The following is an 18,705-nucleotide window of genomic DNA, read 5'->3' as shown; positions in this document are numbered from 1 at the left end:
AGCAATGGCGAGGAACTGGGACACAGTGATGGCGTCTAACGATTTCTACCGGGTGAATAACATTCACAACTTGAGGGTGGTAATAATCTTGATAAACCACCTTAGGTGGGTCAGTGACAGTTTGGGCCGGACATTTTGGACATTCTTCTGACATTTCCTTCAGCTCCTTTGTGTGTGAACTTACCGTATTATACGCACAGAACAAAGGTATGCTTGGTTATTTGTCTAGTTTATAAAAAAATGGGTGGGATTATTGTTTGTATATCTCTCGCATTATATGACGAAGCTCCGGGATAATAAGCCGTTCCATAGCCAATTTAACGGCTCCAGTGGAGCCGGGCATAGAAAAAATAGCTGTGTTGCCAATCGTACCTGCAATTGCTCGACTAAGGATTGCTGCAGAACCGATGTCTTCTGTGTAGCTTAACATTCGAAAAATCTCACCGAAGCCCGGCAGCGTTTTATCCAGCAAGGATGAAACTGCTTCGTAGGTGGTATCACGGGGAGAAATTCCTGTTCCACCCGTGAGCAGCACGGCTTCAACTCCAGTGTGATCAGCGTTTTTATAGAGTAGTTCACGAATGTCTTGATAGTTGTCTTTGATAATGGTGCGCCCTATAACTTCATATCCGGCAGCCTCAAGCATGGATTGGATTAAAGCTCCACCGGTATCGGTTTCGGTAGTTCTGGTGTCGGAGACGGTAATGATATAGCAGGATACGGATTGTGGTGCTTCCTTCCGATGTTCTTCAACGGATGACAATGAGATCAGCTCCTAAATTAGAGATGTTCTCATGATAGGGTATGGAGGAAGCAAAGACAAGTTTCGTTATCCAGCGCTAATCTTTTGAGGTTATAGGGATGCCGCTTGCGTGCTTTGGCATCATGTAGTAAACTCGCTACCATACCCGTAATTTGCAAGGAGCGATGAATCATGGAACAGGTTGTACCTGTGTATATATTGTCAGGATTTCTGGGAAGCGGCAAAACTACCCTGCTGCAGCGCCTGCTGGAACATTGGAAAGATCAGGGCTTACGCCCGGCAGTAGTGATGAATGAGCTGGGTGAAGTGAATCTGGATGGGCTGCTGGTTGAGCAAACCGTTCCTATGGCTGAGCTGCTCGGCGGCTGTATCTGCTGTTCTATCCGAGGAGATCTCAGTACAGAGCTAACTACTCTTATCAAGAAGGAATCACCGGATGTTGTTGTTATTGAGGCCACAGGTGCGGCGAACCCGCTGGAAATTGTAGATGGCGTAACCGAAACTTCACTGTATCAAAAAGTAGAGCTGAAAAGCTTGATCACTGTCGTTGACGCCGCGCATTTGCTCGAATTGTACCGTGCGCAGCAAGGCGCAACCTATCGACTGATGCAGGAGCAAATTCGCTGCGCCTCTGTTTTGATTCTGAATAAAACTGACCGTGTCTCAGCAGATGAAGCAGAAGAGATCACAACCGTTCTGCGAAAATGGAATTCTTATGCACCGATTATGCCAGCGGAGCGTTGTGAGATCGACACAGAGGAGCTTCTGCGTAGCGCAGGTGGAGTTCTTACGGATTCACAGCTTGAAGAGGGCGACAGTGAAAGCCATGTGCATGAGGAAGCTCTGCAACCTTCTGGAGGCACCCATGCTTCCCACGATCACGTGATGGCATACACACATTACTTCAAACGACCTGTCAACAGCGAGACCTTTGAGCAGTTCGTCAAGGAGCTTCCGCGGGATGTTTATAGGGCTAAAGGCATTGTGACCTTTAATGACACCTCCAGTCGTTTTCTTTTTCAATATGCTTACCGTGAAGCTGATTTTATGAAAATCACACCTCAAGGCGAAGTGCCAGACGTAGCTGTATTTATCGGGGAACATTTCTCATCCAGTGAGTTACGCACGAAGCTGCTGGAGATGGAAGGACGTATTTTAGTTCGGCCTGGAACGATCAAAAGAAGCCTGTAATCCGTTCTGCTTCAGAAGAAGCTGTGGTTCATTCCTAATCTTGTAGGTTAATAGTAAGGCATACCATTAAAAATGCAGGAGGTTGAAGGCTATGACCCGAATTCAATATCAGGAGTGCATTGACGCTTGTCTCGAAAGTATGAATGCCTGTAACTACAGCTATGTCTCAAGCCTAAAAGAATATGATCTTGCATCTCTTCGTGAGAGCATGCGACTCGATCGTGAATGTGCGGATATTTGTTCTTATGCCATTCAAGCAATGACCCGTCAAAGTCCGTTTGTATCTGGAATTCTAAAACTATGTGCAGAAATATGTGAAGCATGCGCGGATGAGAGCAGCAAGCATATACATAATCACTGCCAAGAATGTATTAATGCCTGCCGTAAAGCTGCAGAGGCATGCCGTTTGATTAGCGATGCTGTTGAGGTATATGCGTAAATCGTATAACTTAACTCTCATATATGAACTAATAGCCAGACTGTTGCTGTAGAGATATAGCAATAGTCTGGTTTTTTATATCCAGGTCTGTTTGATTCATGCTATTGGTAGAAAAAAAGGAAACAAGCATGTAGAATGCTAAATACATACAGATTTAACCTTTTACATATTATTGATAGCGCTTACAAAAAAGATTGGAGGAGCAGTATCATGCAAAAGGTCCTTTTAGTTGATGATGAATTTATTATCCTGGATGGCATCTCATCGGTAATGAACTGGGAAGCATTGGGCACAGAACTTATTGGAACCGCGCAAAATGGCTTGGAGGCATTAGAATTAATCAAGCAAGCTATACCTGATATTATTATTACCGATATTCGTATGCCGGGAATGGACGGGCTGGAGCTGGTGGCGACGGTTACAGCGCTTCATCCTGAGACCTCTTTTATTATGCTGACAGGCTTCTCAGAATTCGATTATGCTAAGATGGCGATGCAGTATGGGGTTAAACATTATTTACTGAAGCCGTGCAGCGAAGAGAGCCTGAATGAAGCGCTAAGCGAGGTAGTTCAGAAGCGAGAGGAACGGCAGTACGAGGAGAACTTTATCCTATCGATAAAATATGGACTGGAACGTGTACTTCCACATGCCAAAGAACAATTCCTGAAGGAGCTTGTGACGAACAAGACCTATGGTGTGGAGGAATGGAAATATTTTGGTGAGCTGTTTGGACTGAATTTTCAGAGTCAACGTGTTAGGCTACTGCTGGTAGAGATTGAAGGAGAACATGAATATGAGCATTTGTTCGCGGTCAGTAATATTGCGGGAGATATTTTTCAACATCATATTTTAAGCTCCACCGTAGGGCGGCGTGTTCTGTTATTAATGGAAGATGACCTGTCTGAAGCTGCTTTATTTGAGAAAATAGACAGCATCCGCGCTACCTTTATGAAATATTATCATATTGATCTGACGGCCGCATTAAGTGAACCTGGAGAGCTGACGCAAGTAAGGCTTTTATTCACGCAGACGATTGAATGTCTTAGCCATAGATTTTATCTGGGGGAAGGGAGCTTAATTACAGAAAAAGATATCAGCATTCCAGAGGATGAGGAAGGTCTAGAGCTGCAACTGGATCTCGAACACCTCGTTATGCTCATTAAAGCGGGGCACTGGGCAGATGCTGAATGCGAGCTGCTGTCACTTTTACATCAACTTCTGAATCTTAGATATGACATTGCCAAGACCAAATCCTATCTGATCCAGATCTTCATGGAGATTATACGTTTGAGTGATCAAAACAAGATGCAAACATATATTGATAAGCTGCCTCGAATGATGGAGACTAGCACGCTCCAGTCTTTTCAGCAGTTTGTAATGAGTATTGCAGAAGAGATTACCCTTGATCGTTATAGCCGCAATCGCAGTAAGCAATCGCAAATGGTGGCAGAGGTAAAGCGTATCGTGGATAGGCGTTATTGTGAAGAGACATTAACTTTGCAGACTGTTGCACAGGAGATTTATATGAATCCTGATTATGTTAGTAAGATGTTCAAGAAAGAAACGGGGGAAAAGTTTACGAATTATGTTATGAAATACCGGATGCAAAAAGCGCTCGAAATCATCGAAGGATGTGCACATTTTACGATTGGACCTCTAGCTGAAGAAGTCGGTTTTGGAGATAATGTATCCTACTTTAGCAAAGCCTTCAAGAAATTCACGGGTTTTTCTCCTTCCGAATATAAAAAAACGGCTCCATAATTGTTTCATTTAAAGATAGCCCATATACCCTACGTACTTGATCGATAAGTACTGTGGGGTATTTTTGTGTGCGAGGACAAAGAGGGTTCCACGGTTTTGAACAAATAATTACCGGATATGAACATGGGGAAAGGACAGCTTTACCTGTAAAGTTATGTGCATAAGGAAGCTAGTCATATTACATACGGGGAGGCCAACCAATGGAGCTTAAGCATCAGCTGCTGACCAAGAAGTCCGGTATGAAACTCGGCAAATGGTCTTATGTGAAAAAAGAACTGCAGCGGAATAAATATGTGTATATCATGTTAATTCCCGTGGTGCTCTTTTATCTGATTTTCAGCTATGGGCCGATGTACGGTCTGCTAATGGCTTTTCAGAAATCCTATAGTCCTATAAAAGGGATTATGGCGGGGCAGTGGATCGGGTTTGATAATTTTAAAATGTTTTTTGAAAGCTACTACTTTTGGCGGATTATTAAGAACACACTGATTCTTAGCTTTTACAGTATTATTTTCGGATTTCCGGCACCCATAATATTGGCTTTGCTGTTAAATGAGGTCCGGAATAAGTGGTTCAAAAGCACGATTCAAACCGTTAGCTATATGCCGCATTTCATTTCAGTCGTGGTTGTTGTCGGCATGTTAAAAACATTCTCAGCACTTGATGGCGGGTTGTTTAACGTAGTTCGTAGCTTTTTTGATCTACAGCCTGTGATGTTTCTGGCAGAGAAGGATATGTTCCGGCCACTTTATATTCTCTCCAACATCTGGCAAGGTGCGGGCTGGGCTTCCATCATCTTTTTGGCGGCGCTTAGCGGAATTGATCCCCAATTATATGAGGCTGCCAAAATAGATGGCGCAGGTCGCTGGAAACAGCTTCTGAACATTACCCTGCCGGGAATTATGCCTACTGTCGTCGTTATGCTGATTCTGCGTCTGGGCGCGGTTATGAATTCCGATTTTCAAAAAATATTACTGATGCAGACCGCTCCAACCTATGAAACCTCGGATGTTATCTCAACCTTTGTATACCGTTCTGGGGTGCTGGAAGGCAATTATACGTATTCCACAGCCATTGGATTAATTAACGGGGTTATAAATTTCTCACTGCTTTTGCTTGCCAACTCTATTAGTAAAAAAGTGAACTCCACCAGTCTTTGGTGAGGAACAGGAGGTGAACCTATGCGACGTTCGGCAGGTGAACGTATCTTTGACTGTATTAATGTGTTGCTGTTGTTAGGCATCATGGCTATATCGATTTATCCGCTCCTGTATGTGCTGAATTCCTCTGTGAGTGATCCGAACGAACTGCTGCGTTCCAGGTCATTAATGCTGCTGCCTGAAGGCTTTCAGCTCGAAGCTTACAAAGCGGTATTTCAAAATTCGAAAATCTATAGTGGATATTTAAATACACTTTTTTATGTAACTGTTGGGACAATCGTTAATTTATTGATGACATCAATCGCAGCGTATTCCTTGTCCAGATCAGATCTTTTCGGTAGAAAAACACTGATGAAGTTAATCACCTTCACGATGTTTTTTGGCGGAGGGATGATCCCGACTTTTCTGCTCATTCAGAACCTCGGAATGGTCGATACCCGCTGGGCGATGATTATACCTGGAGCGATTAGTACTTTTTATTTTTTGATAATGAAAACTAGCTTTGAGGGAATACCGATCAGCTTGATCGAGTCGGCGAAGCTTGACGGAGCTAATGATATCTTGATTTTATTCCGAATTGTACTGCCACTGTCCAAATCTATTCTCGCGGTTATGACTCTTTATTATGCGGTTGACCATTGGAATGATTATGTAGCCCCGATGCTGTATTTGCGCAGTCAGGATCTCTATCCGATTCAAATTGTAATGCGGGATATTCTGATTAGCAGCAGTACAGAGTCAATGGGAGCTGGGGTAGATACAGGCTTCGCTATCGGTGAGAACATCAAATACGCCACTATCATAATCTCAACGTTACCAATCATGCTGGTGTATCCGTTTATCCAGAAATATTTTGTTCAAGGCGCTTTAATCGGTGCCGTGAAACAATAAATAACACTTATTTATGGAGGCGATTTTGGGTGAAAAGAAAAATAGGGGCCATGATGTTAAGTTCCGTCCTTCTTTCTACAATGCTGGCTGGCTGTTCAGGCAATAATGATGGAACTAGTGCGGGTAATAAGGCGGGAGATCATAAGGGGAATACTACCGCAACTAATACGCCGGTGGAGAAGCTGACAGAAATTCCACTGCCAATTACAAAAGACGGAATGACGATTAATTACTGGCGTGCCAATGATGGTAAGCTTACCGCTTCTTTGGAGAGTTTTGGTGATATGGCCAGCTATAAAAAGAAAGAAGAGTTGACTGGCATCAAAGTGAAGTTTACGCACCCACCACTTGGACAGCAGAAGGATCAGTTCAACCTGTTGATTTCTACGAAAGAGCTTCCAGATGTCATTTATTATAATTGGGCGGATGCGGTTGGTGGGCCGGAGAAATTAATTGAGGATGGCCGAATTATCCGTTTAAATGAGCTGATAGAACAATATGCACCGAATCTTCGCAAAATCATTGAATCCGACCCGGATGTAAAAAAACAAATCACACTGGATGATGGAACGATCTATATGTTCCCTCTTCTGAAGCTGGATGCGCTGAAGCTGAATGCCACTTCAGGATTGATTATGCGCAAGGATTGGCTCGATAAGCTGGGACTGAAGCCGCCGACCACCATTGAGGAATGGCATACTGTTTTGAAAGCGTTTAAAGAAAAAGATCCTAATGGCAACGGGAAGGCCGATGAGCTGGCGTTCACTGGAAACTGGGGTCCTGGTGACCTGACGAAGCTGCACGATTTCTCACCAGGGTTTGGGGTAATCGGCGGTTTTCAGATGAATGGGGATAAGGTCGAATACGGGCCGATTCAGCCAGGTTATTCAAGCTTCTTGGAAACGATGGCCACATGGTATAAGGAAGGGCTTATTGATCCGGAAATTATGACCAACGATGGCAAAGCCTTTGATTATAAAGTGACGAATAATTTAGCCGGTTCTTATGGCGGTGGTGTCTTTAGCGGCATGGGCAAATTCTTCAACCTGATGCGCGACACCGATCCGAACTTTAATCTTACAGGTGTACCTTGGCCGGTTTCTCCTAACGGAACAGCTTATGCTACTTTTAATATGAACAATAAAGTATTGACGTATGGTGAAGCAATCACTACCGGAGCGGATAAGGAGAAACTGAAGGATATTGTCCAATGGATGGATTTCAATTACAGCCCGCAAGGACATGAATTGTTCAACTTCGGAATTGAAGGTGAGAGCTATGTGAAGGAAGGAGAAGGAATAAAATTCACAGATGTCATTACCAACAATCCTAAAGGTTTGACTTACGATCAGGCGTTAGCCTCATATGCGCTTTCGATTATGGATGGACCCATCAATCAGGATAGCCGTTATTTGGATGCTTTATTGTTCGATGAGGGGCAACGAGAGGCTAATGCTTCTTGGATGAAGGCTAGCTCTGATTTGACGCTTCCTCCGTTTCGTTTGAGCGTTGACGAAGCCAGCAAAAGCACTTCCATTATGAGTCAGGTCAACACGTATCTGAATGAAACGATGACAGCAATCATTAATGGCCAGAAACCAATCTCAGAATTTGAAAAAATGGTGGATACGATCAAAGGAATGGGCATTGAAGAAGCTATAAAAATCCATCAGGCTGCATATGACCGTTACATGGCTAAATAAGCGGATTAAGAAGACTATCCGGGTTATCCATAATGTGGTATACAAGTTATATTACAGTGACAAAGGAGAGCCCGGATGAAAGTTTATCGGAATTTGAGTATTAAAATGAAGGTGTTCCTGATGATTGTTCTGATACTGATTCTGATTATATCCATGGCGTTCGGTTCTTTATATTATGCCTACTCTATTTATGACAAGCAGCTTTATGACAAGTCGTATCGGCTGCTTAATTTGTCTTCGACTACGATTGATATGGAGCTTAAAAAGCTGGAATCCATGACTTTGACGATGATTGCTGATCGGCAAATTCAAGAAGGCCTTAAGGAATTGCGCAAAGATGATTCCGATTTTACTGGATATGTTACACGGCAGATGATTGCTGATCGGTTATGGACGCATATCAGTATGGACGAACGTTACATTCAGTCTGTACATTTGATCGATTCCCAAGGGAAGGTCAGCAGATACGGAGAGACGATTCTGTTCACAGAGGAGAAATCGGCACGAATGACCCGAGAGGCAGAAGCGGGGAATGGTGCTGTACGTTGGTTGTATCCTGACGATTCAGATCCGATGCTGGTCATGGTCCGAGAAGTGAGAGCTTATGATCCAATGACGCTAGATAAGCTGGGCACGCTCTATTTACGCATTAATATAGGGAGGTTAGCCCAAGATTACGCTGGTGTGGCCGCAGAAGACAGCGATATTATTTTGAAAGCAGGTCAGGAACTGGTTTATCCTTATCGGAAAGTGGCGGACGGTGTAACGGCGGTTTTACAGCCTTTAAAATCAGGGGCTGGATACGAAATCAAAGAGATGAATGGAGAAGTTGCCTTTGTATCACAGAAGCAATCTTCCTACTCTGGATGGACTTACTACAACTATGTTTCTTATAATGATATTTTTGAAAAAACCATTTGGCTGAAGAATACAATGATCATTGTATTTGGAATTGCGATTGTGATTATAATTGCGCTAGGGATGAGCTTTGCCCGTAATCTGACACAACCGATTCGCTCGCTGATCAGTCAAATGAAAGAGGTTCAATATGGAGATCTGGACAGTATGGATACTAAGCTGATGGCTCCTCCACTTCAGCAAATGGATGAGGTGGGGTTATTACAACGGACATTTCGTCAGATGATAACACAGATTAACACATTGATCAAAGAGAACTATGCCAACCAGCTGATTATAAAAGAGACAGAATTTAAGGCTTTGCAAGCGCAGATTAATCCTCATTTCCTCTATAACTCACTGGATTCGATCCACTGGTTAGCTAAAAAAAGTGAACATGCACAGATTTCGAGCATGGTTGTCTCGCTTGCTTTTCTTCTTCGGTCATCGATCAGTTTGAAACAAAATGTAATCACAGTCGCGCAAGAGCTAGAAATTGTGAAGCATTATATCACTATTCAGAATTATCGGTTTCAGAAACGTTTGGATTTTCATATGGAGATTCCAGAGGTCTTTAATACTGTCTCTATTCCAAAGCTAACCCTGCAACCGCTGTTGGAGAATGCTATTCAATATGGTGTTGAGACGATGATTGAACCTTGTCAAATTCTATTATATGCTGAACCATTTGATGGCAAGCTAGCGATTGTAGTTGAGGATCGTGGCCCCGGAATGGAAGCAGATTTCCTCAAACGATTACTAAATGGGGAAGTAGAGACTAGAGGCACAGGTATTGGCTTGCTTAACATCCGTGACCGGGTCAGACTTGCCTTCGGTGAGGAATATGGCATTTATGTTGAGAGTACGGTTGGGTTTGGAACAAAAGTCAGTGTTCTTTTGCCGTTCCCGCAGGAGGTGTAGGTGATGCGCAGATTCATACTTAGCTTGGCACTGCTATGCATGATTACAACTCTCGGTAGCTGCGGGCAACAAACGGACCTTCCACCAGAGAATGCAGTAGAAAAAATTAACCTCCGGATTGCCTGGTGGGGAAGTGACTTCCGGAATAACGCTACAATTCAGGTTATCCAAATGTATGAACAACAGAATCCTCTGGTGAAAATTGAATATGATTACAGCGCCTTTAATGAGTATTGGAAAAAGCTTGCACCTAGTGCAGCAGGCAATGTTCTTCCAGACATTATCCAAATGGATATCTCTTACCTTTCGCAATATGGAACTTTGAATTTATTGCAAGACTTGTCACCTTATATTAAGAGCGGACTTATAGATACGAGCAGCATCAGCGACAACAATCTTGCCGGAGGTAAACTAGGCGAGCAGCTATATGGTTTTAATCTAGGGATTAATGCTTTGTACAGTGTGTATGATCCAGAAGTTTTTAAGGAGCAGGGAATTGAGCCTCCAGGGACGGATTGGAGCTGGGAGGATTTTGAGCAGATCGGCGTTACTTTAAAGGAACAGGGGAAAGGAATTTATCTGGGAACTTATCTGACGCCAGAACAGTTTTTTGCTTATTATTTACGGCAGAATGGAGCGTCATTGTTCTCGGAAGATGGAATAACCCTTGGCTATAGCGATGATCGCTTGTTTGTAGAGTATTTCGGACGTATGCAGCGTCTGATGCAGGAAAAACTGATTTTCGAACCTGATATCTGGACGTTAGATGTTAACAAACCGGATCAAGACCCTTTTTACAAAGGGGAAGCATTGCTGGGTTGGGGATATTCTAATCAGTTTATTAGCACTGTTCAGCGTTACGGAAAACCGCTGGCTTTAGCCACCATGCCAGGCCCGCACAATGATCGCGGCTTATTCTTGAAACCAGGGATGTTTTTTTCGATTTCAAAAAGCTCTAAGCAAAAGGAGGAAGCAGCAAAATTCATTAATTTCTTTGTCAATAATCTGGAAGCTAATAAAGTGCTTAAGGGAGAACGTGGCGTCCCGGTGTCCTCAGCTATTAAAGAGCAGATGAAGCCATTTCTAGAGCCAGAGCTTGCACAGGTTTTTGAATATATTGACTGGGTGGAGCAGAATAGCAGTCCGATAGATCCACCGGATCCGGTGGGTGCTTCAGAAGTAACTAGCGTATTACGTCAATTATATGATCTGCTTATGTTCAGCAAAATCACTCCTGAAAAAGCTGCCGAACAGTTCCGCCTTCAAGCCGATGAGATTTTATCTCAGAATATAAAATAAACAAAAAAAGGGGAGAAATACTGGATTGAAAGTAAATTTTAGAAAGGGCTGCTATGGCAGTTCTTTCTTTTTTTTGATTCCTAGAAGAGGAAATTCGTAGGGAACCGGAGAATTAACAGTAGATATGAAGGGAGAATGTTAAGTGGCGAACTTAGTAGATCGTAACTTTGCCGGCGGTAGTATAGGTGTTGCTACTTCCCTAATTGAATTAGAGCAGATCAGTAAACAGTATGGACGCCGACCCGTATTGGAGGATGTATCGTTCACTATAGAAAAGGGAACTGTAACAGCTCTGATCGGACGAAACGGATCCGGCAAAAGTACCCTGTTGTCAATCTTAGCTGGACTTGTCCAAATTTCCTCAGGAAAGCTGAGTTGTAAGGATCCAAATCTGAGAATTGGTTATGCACCTGAGATGTTTCCAGGGTTGAAGCTGACCCCAGAACAGTACTTGCGAAGTATGGGTCAGATTAGCGGCCTTGCGCCAGTCCTGATCGAACAGGAGCTAACAACGTTATTTCAACTTTTTAAACTGGAGCACTTTCGCAAGCAGTCGATGCTAAATTTCTCCAAAGGAATGCTGCAAAAAATTAATTTGATTCAAAGCTTGTTGGGAAGTCCCTCGTTGCTGCTTCTTGATGAACCTATGTCGGGCCTTGATCTCCCATCAATGAATAAGTTAGCTGATCTTCTCATCGTTTTGAGAAATAAGGGGACTGCTATAGTCTTCTCTGTACATGAACCCCAATGGATTGAATTGCTTGCGGATCAGGTTCATGTGATACATGAAGGGAAAATTGTAAAGTCAATTCAGGGGTCAGAGAAGCTAAACATAAAACCCTCTACATACATACTATTGTCTAATCTGTCGATTCAGAAACTGCAGCAATTGAAGGAAATGGCAGGTTTCATTGCAATAAATACGTTTAAGGATAGTTGTAACATAGAACGTACGGCGTTGACAGTAACAAGTTCAGAATCAGATACTTTTTTGCGGGTTATCTTGGAGTCGGGTGGTTCAATACAATCGGTAGAACCTCGCGGAGGATCGCATGACTTAGAAAAATGGATGAATCCTAGGAGTTGAACAGGGGGTCTTACGTGTATCCGTTTATCGTTTACATGCTGCGAAGTTATACTCGATCTCAGCGTTATTTCGGCCCGTTAGCAGGGATTGTGATTGCAGTCTTGATATTGTATTCTTATAAGCCCAATCCAGTTATGAATAGCTATGCCGCTACAGCAGTAATGCTCTTTATAAGCTGCGCTTGGATGAGTCTTAGTTTTTTGAATCATGAGCACGCTGTTCATCGGCAGATTGCAGTTGTTCACATGCGAAGTGCGGCTAAACATAGTGCAGGTGGTATCTTAACGCTTGCATTTCTAACGCTGCTGCTAGATCTATTGATTGTCCTTTATCCTTGGGTAACGGGTCATTTTGCAGAATCACCCGGGGGATATCGGTTAATTCTCGCGCTCATAGGACATGGATTATTGGGTATGCTTGGTGTGGCTATTGCCCTATTCTTTCAATCTTCTTGGGTTCAAAAAGGCAGTCATGCGACAGGTATGTTGTTAGCTATCGTTATACTATCACTGGGCGGAGCACAAATCAGCGAAAGTTTGCCTGGTATATTTCATTTTTTGATCTGGTTGTTGCCGCCAGTAACTCCTGTAATGGAGGCCATGATGAAAGCTGATACATTGTCATTAGCGGAGTTGTTAGGTTCCTTTGCACAAGCATTAGTATATATAACACTGCTTATCGGTTTTTATTTGTACAGATCAAGACAGAGGGATTACAACAAAACATAACTTGTATAGATAAAAGGAACAAGGATACAGAAGTGGGGGAAAAGATGAAGGATACATATGTACCTGAGAGTGAACAATCAAAAGAGTTATTCGCCTATTTTGGACTGGCAGTTTATTATGGACAGGCCCTCGAGCAGCAGCTTACCAACTTGCTATTGCTTACTAAGCTATCACAAGGAAAAACGCCAACAGAAGCAGATCTGACAGACCTTTATCAGCGAAAACTCAGCAATTCACTCGGCCAACTCATCAAAGAAATCCAACATCATTTTCCTTTCTCGGAGCAAGAAACCGCTCAGTTGGAGGAAGTGTGGAAACAACGTAATTACATCGTTCATGATTACTTTAAAGAGCGTATACAGGAAACCTTTACGCCTGCCGGAAGGGCTAAAATGATTCGGGAGCTGAAACGTTTTAAAAATAAAGCAAGTAGACTTGAAGTTAAACTGCAAGGCTACTGCACAGAAATGTTCACGAAACTTGGATTAGAGGAGGAAAACTTATTGTAATAATCCTTCTAATCCGCAAGCTGTTACAACCTCTGGTCTAAAATGAACCGAAGAAGCTCTAACACAGCGAGAGAGTGCAGTTAAAGCTTCGCCTAATGCCGGAATCATCTCCGGTGTTAGGCTTTCTCCAGGTTCCCACCACCAATTGTTAATATTCAATGTTTGGCTCTTCTTATCCATCACCGGTTCAAATCTGCCAACAAAACGATCATTATATAATATAGGCAGTACATAGTACCCATATTCTCGTTCTATTGCCGGCTTATAGACCTCCCAGCGGTAATGAAATCCGAATAATTGCCGAACCAGCTCACGTTCCCACAACAAATTATCCAGCGGAGCCAAAACGGCCGCAAATGAATCACGTGGTTGAAGCCCAATCTCTTCAGATTCTTGCAGTATCACAGACTCCAAGGTTGGAGCATCTATACTGCGGATATAAAGCGGAACCTTAATCCCCTCGACCCAAACTTTTCTGAGACTATCCTTCTCCAGCAATCTCTGAATCGCCGCCGCACGCTCTTTGCTCTTCAGTTCGGATATGCCCAGCCATCCGTCTCCAGATTTATTCCATAACAAGCCGATACTTCCTATTCTACGTAACACATACCAATCATGAAATTGTTCTTCCGTGACATTTGGATCGGCTGAACTCAGCAGCTCTGAGGGTAACAAACGTTCAGCGAAATCATAATATCGCCGGGTATGTACACGATGGTGGACAACAATCTCTCCCCAAAAGTACATGCTTTCCATTGCAGCTCGTGATAATCTTGTCGGAGCCCAAGCCCAATCTACTTTTTCCTTTCCGTCTAAATCCAGAGAGGAGAGGGGGCCACGCTTCTGAAGCTCTTCACGAACCTGTGCTACAGCGACCATTACAGGCTCATTAGCCTGATGATGGGAGGCAGCAGCAGTTCTTCTCCGCTTAAAATAAGGCCAATCCTCTGTACAATAAATTGACATGTTCTTGTCCCAGCCATCAACGAGCAGCCTGTCTTTATACAGAAGCTCTTGGACTAGTTCTGGTGTGAATCCCGGTATCCTTGCCTGGAGGACCAGCTCATGATTATGGCCAGCGATATTAAGGGGGTCATATTGGATGCAGCCTACGTGACGAACATAGTCATAAATACTAAGTTTTCCAGAAGGGATAGCTCCAGCAGTTAACTTTTGATGAGATAGCAGAAAAAGCCTGGCTTGTTTCTTAGTCAAATTATAAGTAAGCATCGTTTGCTCCTCCAAGGTTATGTATTAATTTCCATAATACAGAACATCTGTTCTAAGATCAAGCAGGAAAAAAACCTGAATCACAATGAAGTGACTCAGGGTTGTAAATTATATTTTCTCAAGAGAGGGTTGCAAGTTTCCGAGTGCTGGACGGTTGCTTGCGCCAGCGTTATCGCCAGAGCTGTTAGCAGCAGCACCTACTTGCAGCTGGTACATACGGAAGTATCTTCCGCCAAGCGCCATCAGTTCATCGTGGCTGCCGCGTTCTACGATCTCTCCGTGATGCAGGACTAGAATCTGATCTGCACTGCGAATCGTGGATAAGCGGTGAGCGATGATGAAAGTGGTGCGTCCTTTTTTGAGAACTTCCAGCGCATCCTGAATGACGCTTTCCGTTTCTGTATCGATGTTGGAGGTAGCTTCATCTAGAATGAGAATAGCTGGGTCAAAGGAGAGAGCTCTCGCAAAAGAAATCAATTGCCGCTGACCCGCAGATAAAGTACTTCCTTTTTCGATGACAGGTTCATCAAATCCTTGTGGAAGATGAGCGAGTAACTTATCCGCACCAACCTCACGCAAAGCACGTTCTACCCGTTCACGGGAAATTCGTTCATCCCCTAGGCTGACGTTCGAAGCAATGGTGCCCGTGAAGAGGTACGGATCCTGCAGCACGATGCCCATGTGATTCCGCAGCCACTGCTTCGGAATATCCGTAACCTTTTGACCGTCAATCGTAATATCGCCTTTTTGTGGATCATAGAACCGGAACAGCAGATTGATGATTGAGCTTTTGCCGGAACCCGTATGACCTACAAGAGCGACAGTTTCACCCGGGCGTGCTTCAAAGGAGATATCGCGCAGGACGTAGTCTTTTTTATAAGCAAAAGATACATTCTTAAATTCCACTTTCCCTTTGTAGCGTGGCATGGAGCCGTCCGTAACATTCTCTCCAGGTTCATCCATAAGCGTAAACACACGTCCCGCAGATACCATAGAAGTATCCAGGTTCGCCAACTGGTTCACCATACCTGTGATAGGCTGGAACAAACGTCCGAGCACATCGACAAAGGCATACAGAACGCCTAAGGATACAAAGGTTGAACCAGTAATACTGCCATGTCCGAAATACCAAAGCACCATCACAAAAGAGAGACTGCGAAGTGAGTTCACCAGATTGTGGGACGTGAAAGCATTCAGATTTAACATTTTATTCTGATATTTCAAGTAATCATCGTTCAGGTTCTCAAATTCTGCACTAAGCTGCTTCTGACGGCGGAATATCCGGACGATTGACATCCCCTGAATCGATTCATTAATAATGGCGTTAATTTCACTTAGACGTGAGCGAATGATCGTATTGTATTTGGTCGCAATTTTGCGATAGAGCACGATCCACAGCACAAGAATAGGTACAATGAACAAGCTGATCAGACCCAGACGGACATCAAGTAAGAACAGAGCGATATACACGCCAGTTATATTGATAATACCGGTGCTGAAATTGGAGAGGACCGCAATGAATAGATCCTTAATCGCCTCGGTATCATTTGTAACCCGCGACACTACCTTACCAGCAGGTAAATTGTCAAAAAAATGAACGGGTAGTCGCTGGATATGTGCGTATACATCTGTCCGCAGCTTCCGGATTACCTGATTCGCCGAAGATTGCAGCCAGTAGGTTTTTCCGAATTCAGCAAAGATGGAGATTACAAGAAAAATAGCATACATTCCGACCAACTGATAGATTCCAGGAAGCTCGGGTTTGTAAAAAGCGAACAGCTCATCGGCCGACAGCTTAACCGCGGGATAGATAACTTCGTTATCACCACGGGTGATATGCATCTCTCCATCGATGAACTTTCGTTCACCGTCAGGCTGTGTTACAGCTTCGTTAATAAAATAGAAACTTCTCCCTGCTTGAAGAACACGAATTTCTTGGCCTTTAGTTTCACCAGGCTCAAAGCGATCGCCGCGTTTGTATAAATTATTGTTATATTCAGCCGCCTTATCGGGAGACGTAGTGCTGAAATAGGGCTTCTCGATGGCCAGCATGTGATTGTCGATCATGCTTTTGGCTATAAATGGACCTGCCAGCTCTGCCGCTACCCCGATTGAAAGCAGCAGAAGGGCTGCGATAAAGGTTTTCTTTGCGGTCAATGCATATTCCAGCAGGCGTTTGCCTGTACTTTGTGTCAACCGTGACACCTCCTAAAATGTTTTGCGTAGTCGTAGCTCGTTTATTTATGGTTGTAGTTTAATCATTCGATAAGTTATTTTCGACTTGCTGCCGATCATATTGTTCACGGTACCAGCCATTCAAATCCAATAGTTCCTGATGTGTACCTCGCTCAACGATTTGTCCGTTATCCAGTACAACAATCATATCGGCATGTTGGACGGCGGAGAGACGGTGAGTAGAGATTAATGTGGTTTTTCCGGCACGTTCATTCCGGATGTTGTCGATAATCTGAGCTTCCGTACGAGCGTCAACGGCTGATAAGGCATCGTCCAGAATAAGAATATCTGGATTAGCGATAAAAGCTCTGGACAGAGAGACACGTTGCTTTTGTCCACCGGAGAGGGAAACACCACGTTCACCCACCAGAGTATCCAGACCATCGGACAATGTGCCCAGGTCGTTCTGGAAAGCGGCAGCTGTAATGGCTTGCATAATCGTATCGTCATCGGCGTTGTCTAGACCAAACTGAATGTTTTGCCGAACGGATTTGGAGAAAAGGATTTGCTCTTGTGGAACATAACCCATCCAGCTATGCAGCTGATCCAGGGAAATCTGTTGAATAGGCACACCAGAGATAAGGATTTCTCCATTACCTGTCGGATATTCGCGGAGCAATTGTTTGAGCAGTGTTGATTTCCCGCTTCCTGTACGCCCGACTACACCTAATGTCTGCCCTTGGTTCAGGGTTAAGTTTACATGGGTTAGATTGTCTATCGTCGAAGAAGGATAACGGAAAGTCACATCGTTAAGCTCGATTCGAGTAGGGTGGGGAACTTGAACGGGATGGGCAGCATTTTGAACATCGGGTTTGGAGTTTAACGTCTCGTCGATACGTTCGAGGGAAGCTCCACCACGCTGCATAATGTTGATCAATTCTCCAATAGCGAACATCGGCCATACAATCATACCGAGGTACATATTAAAGGAGACTAGATCACCCAGTGTGATCTGATTGCGGAATACAAGGTAAATCCCATAAGTAAGACCAATAATGTAGCTGAGTCCGACACAGAAGCGGATGGTTGGTTCGAAGAAAGCATCGACACGAGCTACGGCCATATTTTTGTTGTAAACATCTTCAGTAATATCCGAGAAACGTTTTTCATCAAGACGCTCTTGGACATAAGCACGGATTACGCGCACACCAGAGACAGATTCGAGCACTTGGTCATTCATATCTCCGAATGCATCCTGCGCTAAGCTGTACCGATCATGAATAGCTTTACCATAAAAAATCATAGCTATTGCAATTAGGGGTAATGGTAATACTGCTGCAAGGGTCAATTTCCAACTTACGAGAAAGCCCATCGCAAACAGCACAACCGTAAGGTAGATTGTAGAATCCACCAGTGTAAGCATCCCGAATCCTACGGTAGCTGAGACGGCTCTGATATCATTGGTTGCCCGGGCCATGAGGTCACCAGTTCTATTTTTTTCGAAGAACGAAGGTGTCATAGTCATAAGATGATTCATAAATCGGGAGCGCAGCAGGCGCTCAACAAGGTTGGAACCTCCGAAAAGTTTGTGCATCCATATGTAGGTAATCCAATAAATAACTAGCAGCAAAATGAAGATCATGCCGATATATTTGGCAAGCGAAGCTGTAGTAATCGAACCGCGTACTATGTCGTCAATGGCATTGCCTAGCAGACGTGGAGGGAGTAATTCAAGAACGCCCACACCTATGAGTAATATGAGTCCAATCAGGTAACGCCTTTTTTCTCGGCGAAAAAACCAGCCGAGATCGCGAAGAACAGAGAACAAGTAAATCCCTTCCTTTCAGGTTGTAATGATTGCTTGTGATGCTGATAAAAGCGCAAGTGATTATCTCTTCAGCAAACAAAAAAGGCATATCATCCGAAAACGGACGATATGCCTGTAATTTAC

15 protein-coding genes are annotated in these 18,705 nt (G+C 43.7%); 11 read left to right on the top strand and 4 right to left on the bottom strand.

Going from position 1 to position 18,705, the window contains the following annotated elements; genetic code table 11:
- Nucleotides 1-250: 250 nt before the first annotated feature.
- Nucleotides 251-769, bottom strand: a complete 519-nt coding sequence (locus MHH50_RS17490; protein ID WP_340034624.1) for a molybdenum cofactor biosynthesis protein B — start codon at nucleotides 767-769, stop codon at nucleotides 251-253.
- 165 nt (nucleotides 770-934) lie between these two features.
- Here MHH50_RS17490 and MHH50_RS17485 point away from each other — a divergent pair, with 165 nt between their 5' ends.
- From MHH50_RS17485 to MHH50_RS17435, 11 genes are all read left to right on the top strand, one after another.
- On the top strand, nucleotides 935-1,954 hold the full coding sequence (locus MHH50_RS17485; protein WP_076184465.1) for a GTP-binding protein: 1,020 nt from the start codon (nucleotides 935-937) through the stop codon (nucleotides 1,952-1,954).
- 91 nt (nucleotides 1,955-2,045) lie between these two features.
- Nucleotides 2,046-2,393, top strand: a complete 348-nt coding sequence (locus tag MHH50_RS17480) for a four-helix bundle copper-binding protein (protein WP_036688030.1) — start codon at nucleotides 2,046-2,048, stop codon at nucleotides 2,391-2,393.
- A gap of 210 nt (nucleotides 2,394-2,603) precedes the next feature.
- Nucleotides 2,604-4,154: a response regulator gene (locus MHH50_RS17475; RefSeq protein ID WP_340010385.1), complete on the top strand. Its 1,551-nt coding sequence runs from the start codon at nucleotides 2,604-2,606 to the stop codon at nucleotides 4,152-4,154.
- Nucleotides 4,155-4,354: 200 nt separating this feature from the next.
- On the top strand, nucleotides 4,355-5,317 hold the full coding sequence (locus tag MHH50_RS17470) for an ABC transporter permease subunit (RefSeq protein ID WP_076128313.1): 963 nt from the start codon (nucleotides 4,355-4,357) through the stop codon (nucleotides 5,315-5,317).
- 18 nt (nucleotides 5,318-5,335) lie between these two features.
- Nucleotides 5,336-6,205 carry a carbohydrate ABC transporter permease gene (locus tag MHH50_RS17465; protein ID WP_340033190.1) on the top strand — a complete coding sequence of 290 codons (870 nt, stop codon included), beginning with the start codon at nucleotides 5,336-5,338 and terminating at the stop codon, nucleotides 6,203-6,205.
- Nucleotides 6,206-6,234: 29 nt separating this feature from the next.
- On the top strand, nucleotides 6,235-7,908 hold the full coding sequence (locus tag MHH50_RS17460; RefSeq protein ID WP_340033189.1) for an extracellular solute-binding protein: 1,674 nt from the start codon (nucleotides 6,235-6,237) through the stop codon (nucleotides 7,906-7,908).
- A 75-nt stretch (nucleotides 7,909-7,983) separates the two neighbouring features.
- On the top strand, nucleotides 7,984-9,726 hold the full coding sequence (locus tag MHH50_RS17455; protein ID WP_076128319.1) for a sensor histidine kinase: 1,743 nt from the start codon (nucleotides 7,984-7,986) through the stop codon (nucleotides 9,724-9,726).
- Between the two features lie 3 nt (nucleotides 9,727-9,729).
- The gene (locus MHH50_RS17450) at nucleotides 9,730-11,025 is read left to right on the top strand and encodes an ABC transporter substrate-binding protein (RefSeq protein ID WP_340033188.1); all 1,296 of its coding nucleotides are present in this window, start codon (nucleotides 9,730-9,732) and stop codon (nucleotides 11,023-11,025) included.
- Between the two features lie 142 nt (nucleotides 11,026-11,167).
- Complete coding sequence (locus MHH50_RS17445; RefSeq protein ID WP_340033187.1) at nucleotides 11,168-12,112, top strand: ABC transporter ATP-binding protein; 945 nt, start codon at nucleotides 11,168-11,170, stop codon at nucleotides 12,110-12,112.
- Nucleotides 12,113-12,126: 14 nt separating this feature from the next.
- The gene (locus tag MHH50_RS17440; protein WP_076128327.1) at nucleotides 12,127-12,840 is read left to right on the top strand and encodes a hypothetical protein; all 714 of its coding nucleotides are present in this window, start codon (nucleotides 12,127-12,129) and stop codon (nucleotides 12,838-12,840) included.
- Between the two features lie 44 nt (nucleotides 12,841-12,884).
- Nucleotides 12,885-13,349 carry a hypothetical protein gene (locus tag MHH50_RS17435; protein WP_038571625.1) on the top strand — a complete coding sequence of 155 codons (465 nt, stop codon included), beginning with the start codon at nucleotides 12,885-12,887 and terminating at the stop codon, nucleotides 13,347-13,349.
- Here MHH50_RS17435 and MHH50_RS17430 read toward each other — a convergent pair.
- The 3 genes from MHH50_RS17430 to MHH50_RS17420 form a co-directional block, all read right to left on the bottom strand.
- Nucleotides 13,341-14,579: a winged helix DNA-binding domain-containing protein gene (locus MHH50_RS17430; RefSeq protein ID WP_340033186.1), complete on the bottom strand. Its 1,239-nt coding sequence runs from the start codon at nucleotides 14,577-14,579 to the stop codon at nucleotides 13,341-13,343. The genes MHH50_RS17435 and MHH50_RS17430 overlap by 9 nt on opposite strands.
- Nucleotides 14,580-14,687: 108 nt before the next feature.
- The gene (locus MHH50_RS17425) at nucleotides 14,688-16,775 is read right to left on the bottom strand and encodes an ABC transporter ATP-binding protein (protein WP_076280032.1); all 2,088 of its coding nucleotides are present in this window, start codon (nucleotides 16,773-16,775) and stop codon (nucleotides 14,688-14,690) included.
- Between the two features lie 58 nt (nucleotides 16,776-16,833).
- A complete protein-coding gene (locus MHH50_RS17420) occupies nucleotides 16,834-18,582 on the bottom strand; it encodes an ABC transporter transmembrane domain-containing protein (RefSeq protein WP_076184456.1) in 1,749 nt (582 codons plus the stop codon).
- Nucleotides 18,583-18,705 lie beyond the last annotated feature (123 nt).

It is taken from the genome of Paenibacillus sp. FSL H3-0302 (genome assembly GCF_037982245.1).
Classification (GTDB): domain Bacteria; phylum Bacillota; class Bacilli; order Paenibacillales; family Paenibacillaceae; genus Paenibacillus_AQ; species Paenibacillus_AQ odorifer.
The sequence above is the reverse complement of the archived record's forward strand: the minus strand, read 5'-3'. Positions and strand labels throughout refer to the sequence as shown.

Excerpts from the sequence above, each read along its gene's own strand:
- MHH50_RS17450 (WP_340033188.1), top strand. The coding sequence starts at position 9,730 with ATGCGCAGATTCATACTTAGCTTGGCACTGCTATGCATGATTACAACT.
- MHH50_RS17465 (WP_340033190.1), top strand. The coding sequence starts at position 5,336 with ATGCGACGTTCGGCAGGTGAACGTATCTTTGACTGTATTAATGTGTTG.
- MHH50_RS17480 (WP_036688030.1), top strand. The coding sequence starts at position 2,046 with ATGACCCGAATTCAATATCAGGAGTGCATTGACGCTTGTCTCGAAAGT.
- MHH50_RS17455 (WP_076128319.1), top strand. The coding sequence starts at position 7,984 with ATGAAAGTTTATCGGAATTTGAGTATTAAAATGAAGGTGTTCCTGATG.
- MHH50_RS17485 (WP_076184465.1), top strand. The coding sequence starts at position 935 with ATGGAACAGGTTGTACCTGTGTATATATTGTCAGGATTTCTGGGAAGC.
- MHH50_RS17470 (WP_076128313.1), top strand. The coding sequence starts at position 4,355 with ATGGAGCTTAAGCATCAGCTGCTGACCAAGAAGTCCGGTATGAAACTC.
- MHH50_RS17475 (WP_340010385.1), top strand. The coding sequence starts at position 2,604 with ATGCAAAAGGTCCTTTTAGTTGATGATGAATTTATTATCCTGGATGGC.
- MHH50_RS17430 (WP_340033186.1), bottom strand. The coding sequence starts at position 14,579 with ATGCTTACTTATAATTTGACTAAGAAACAAGCCAGGCTTTTTCTGCTA.
- MHH50_RS17435 (WP_038571625.1), top strand. The coding sequence starts at position 12,885 with ATGAAGGATACATATGTACCTGAGAGTGAACAATCAAAAGAGTTATTC.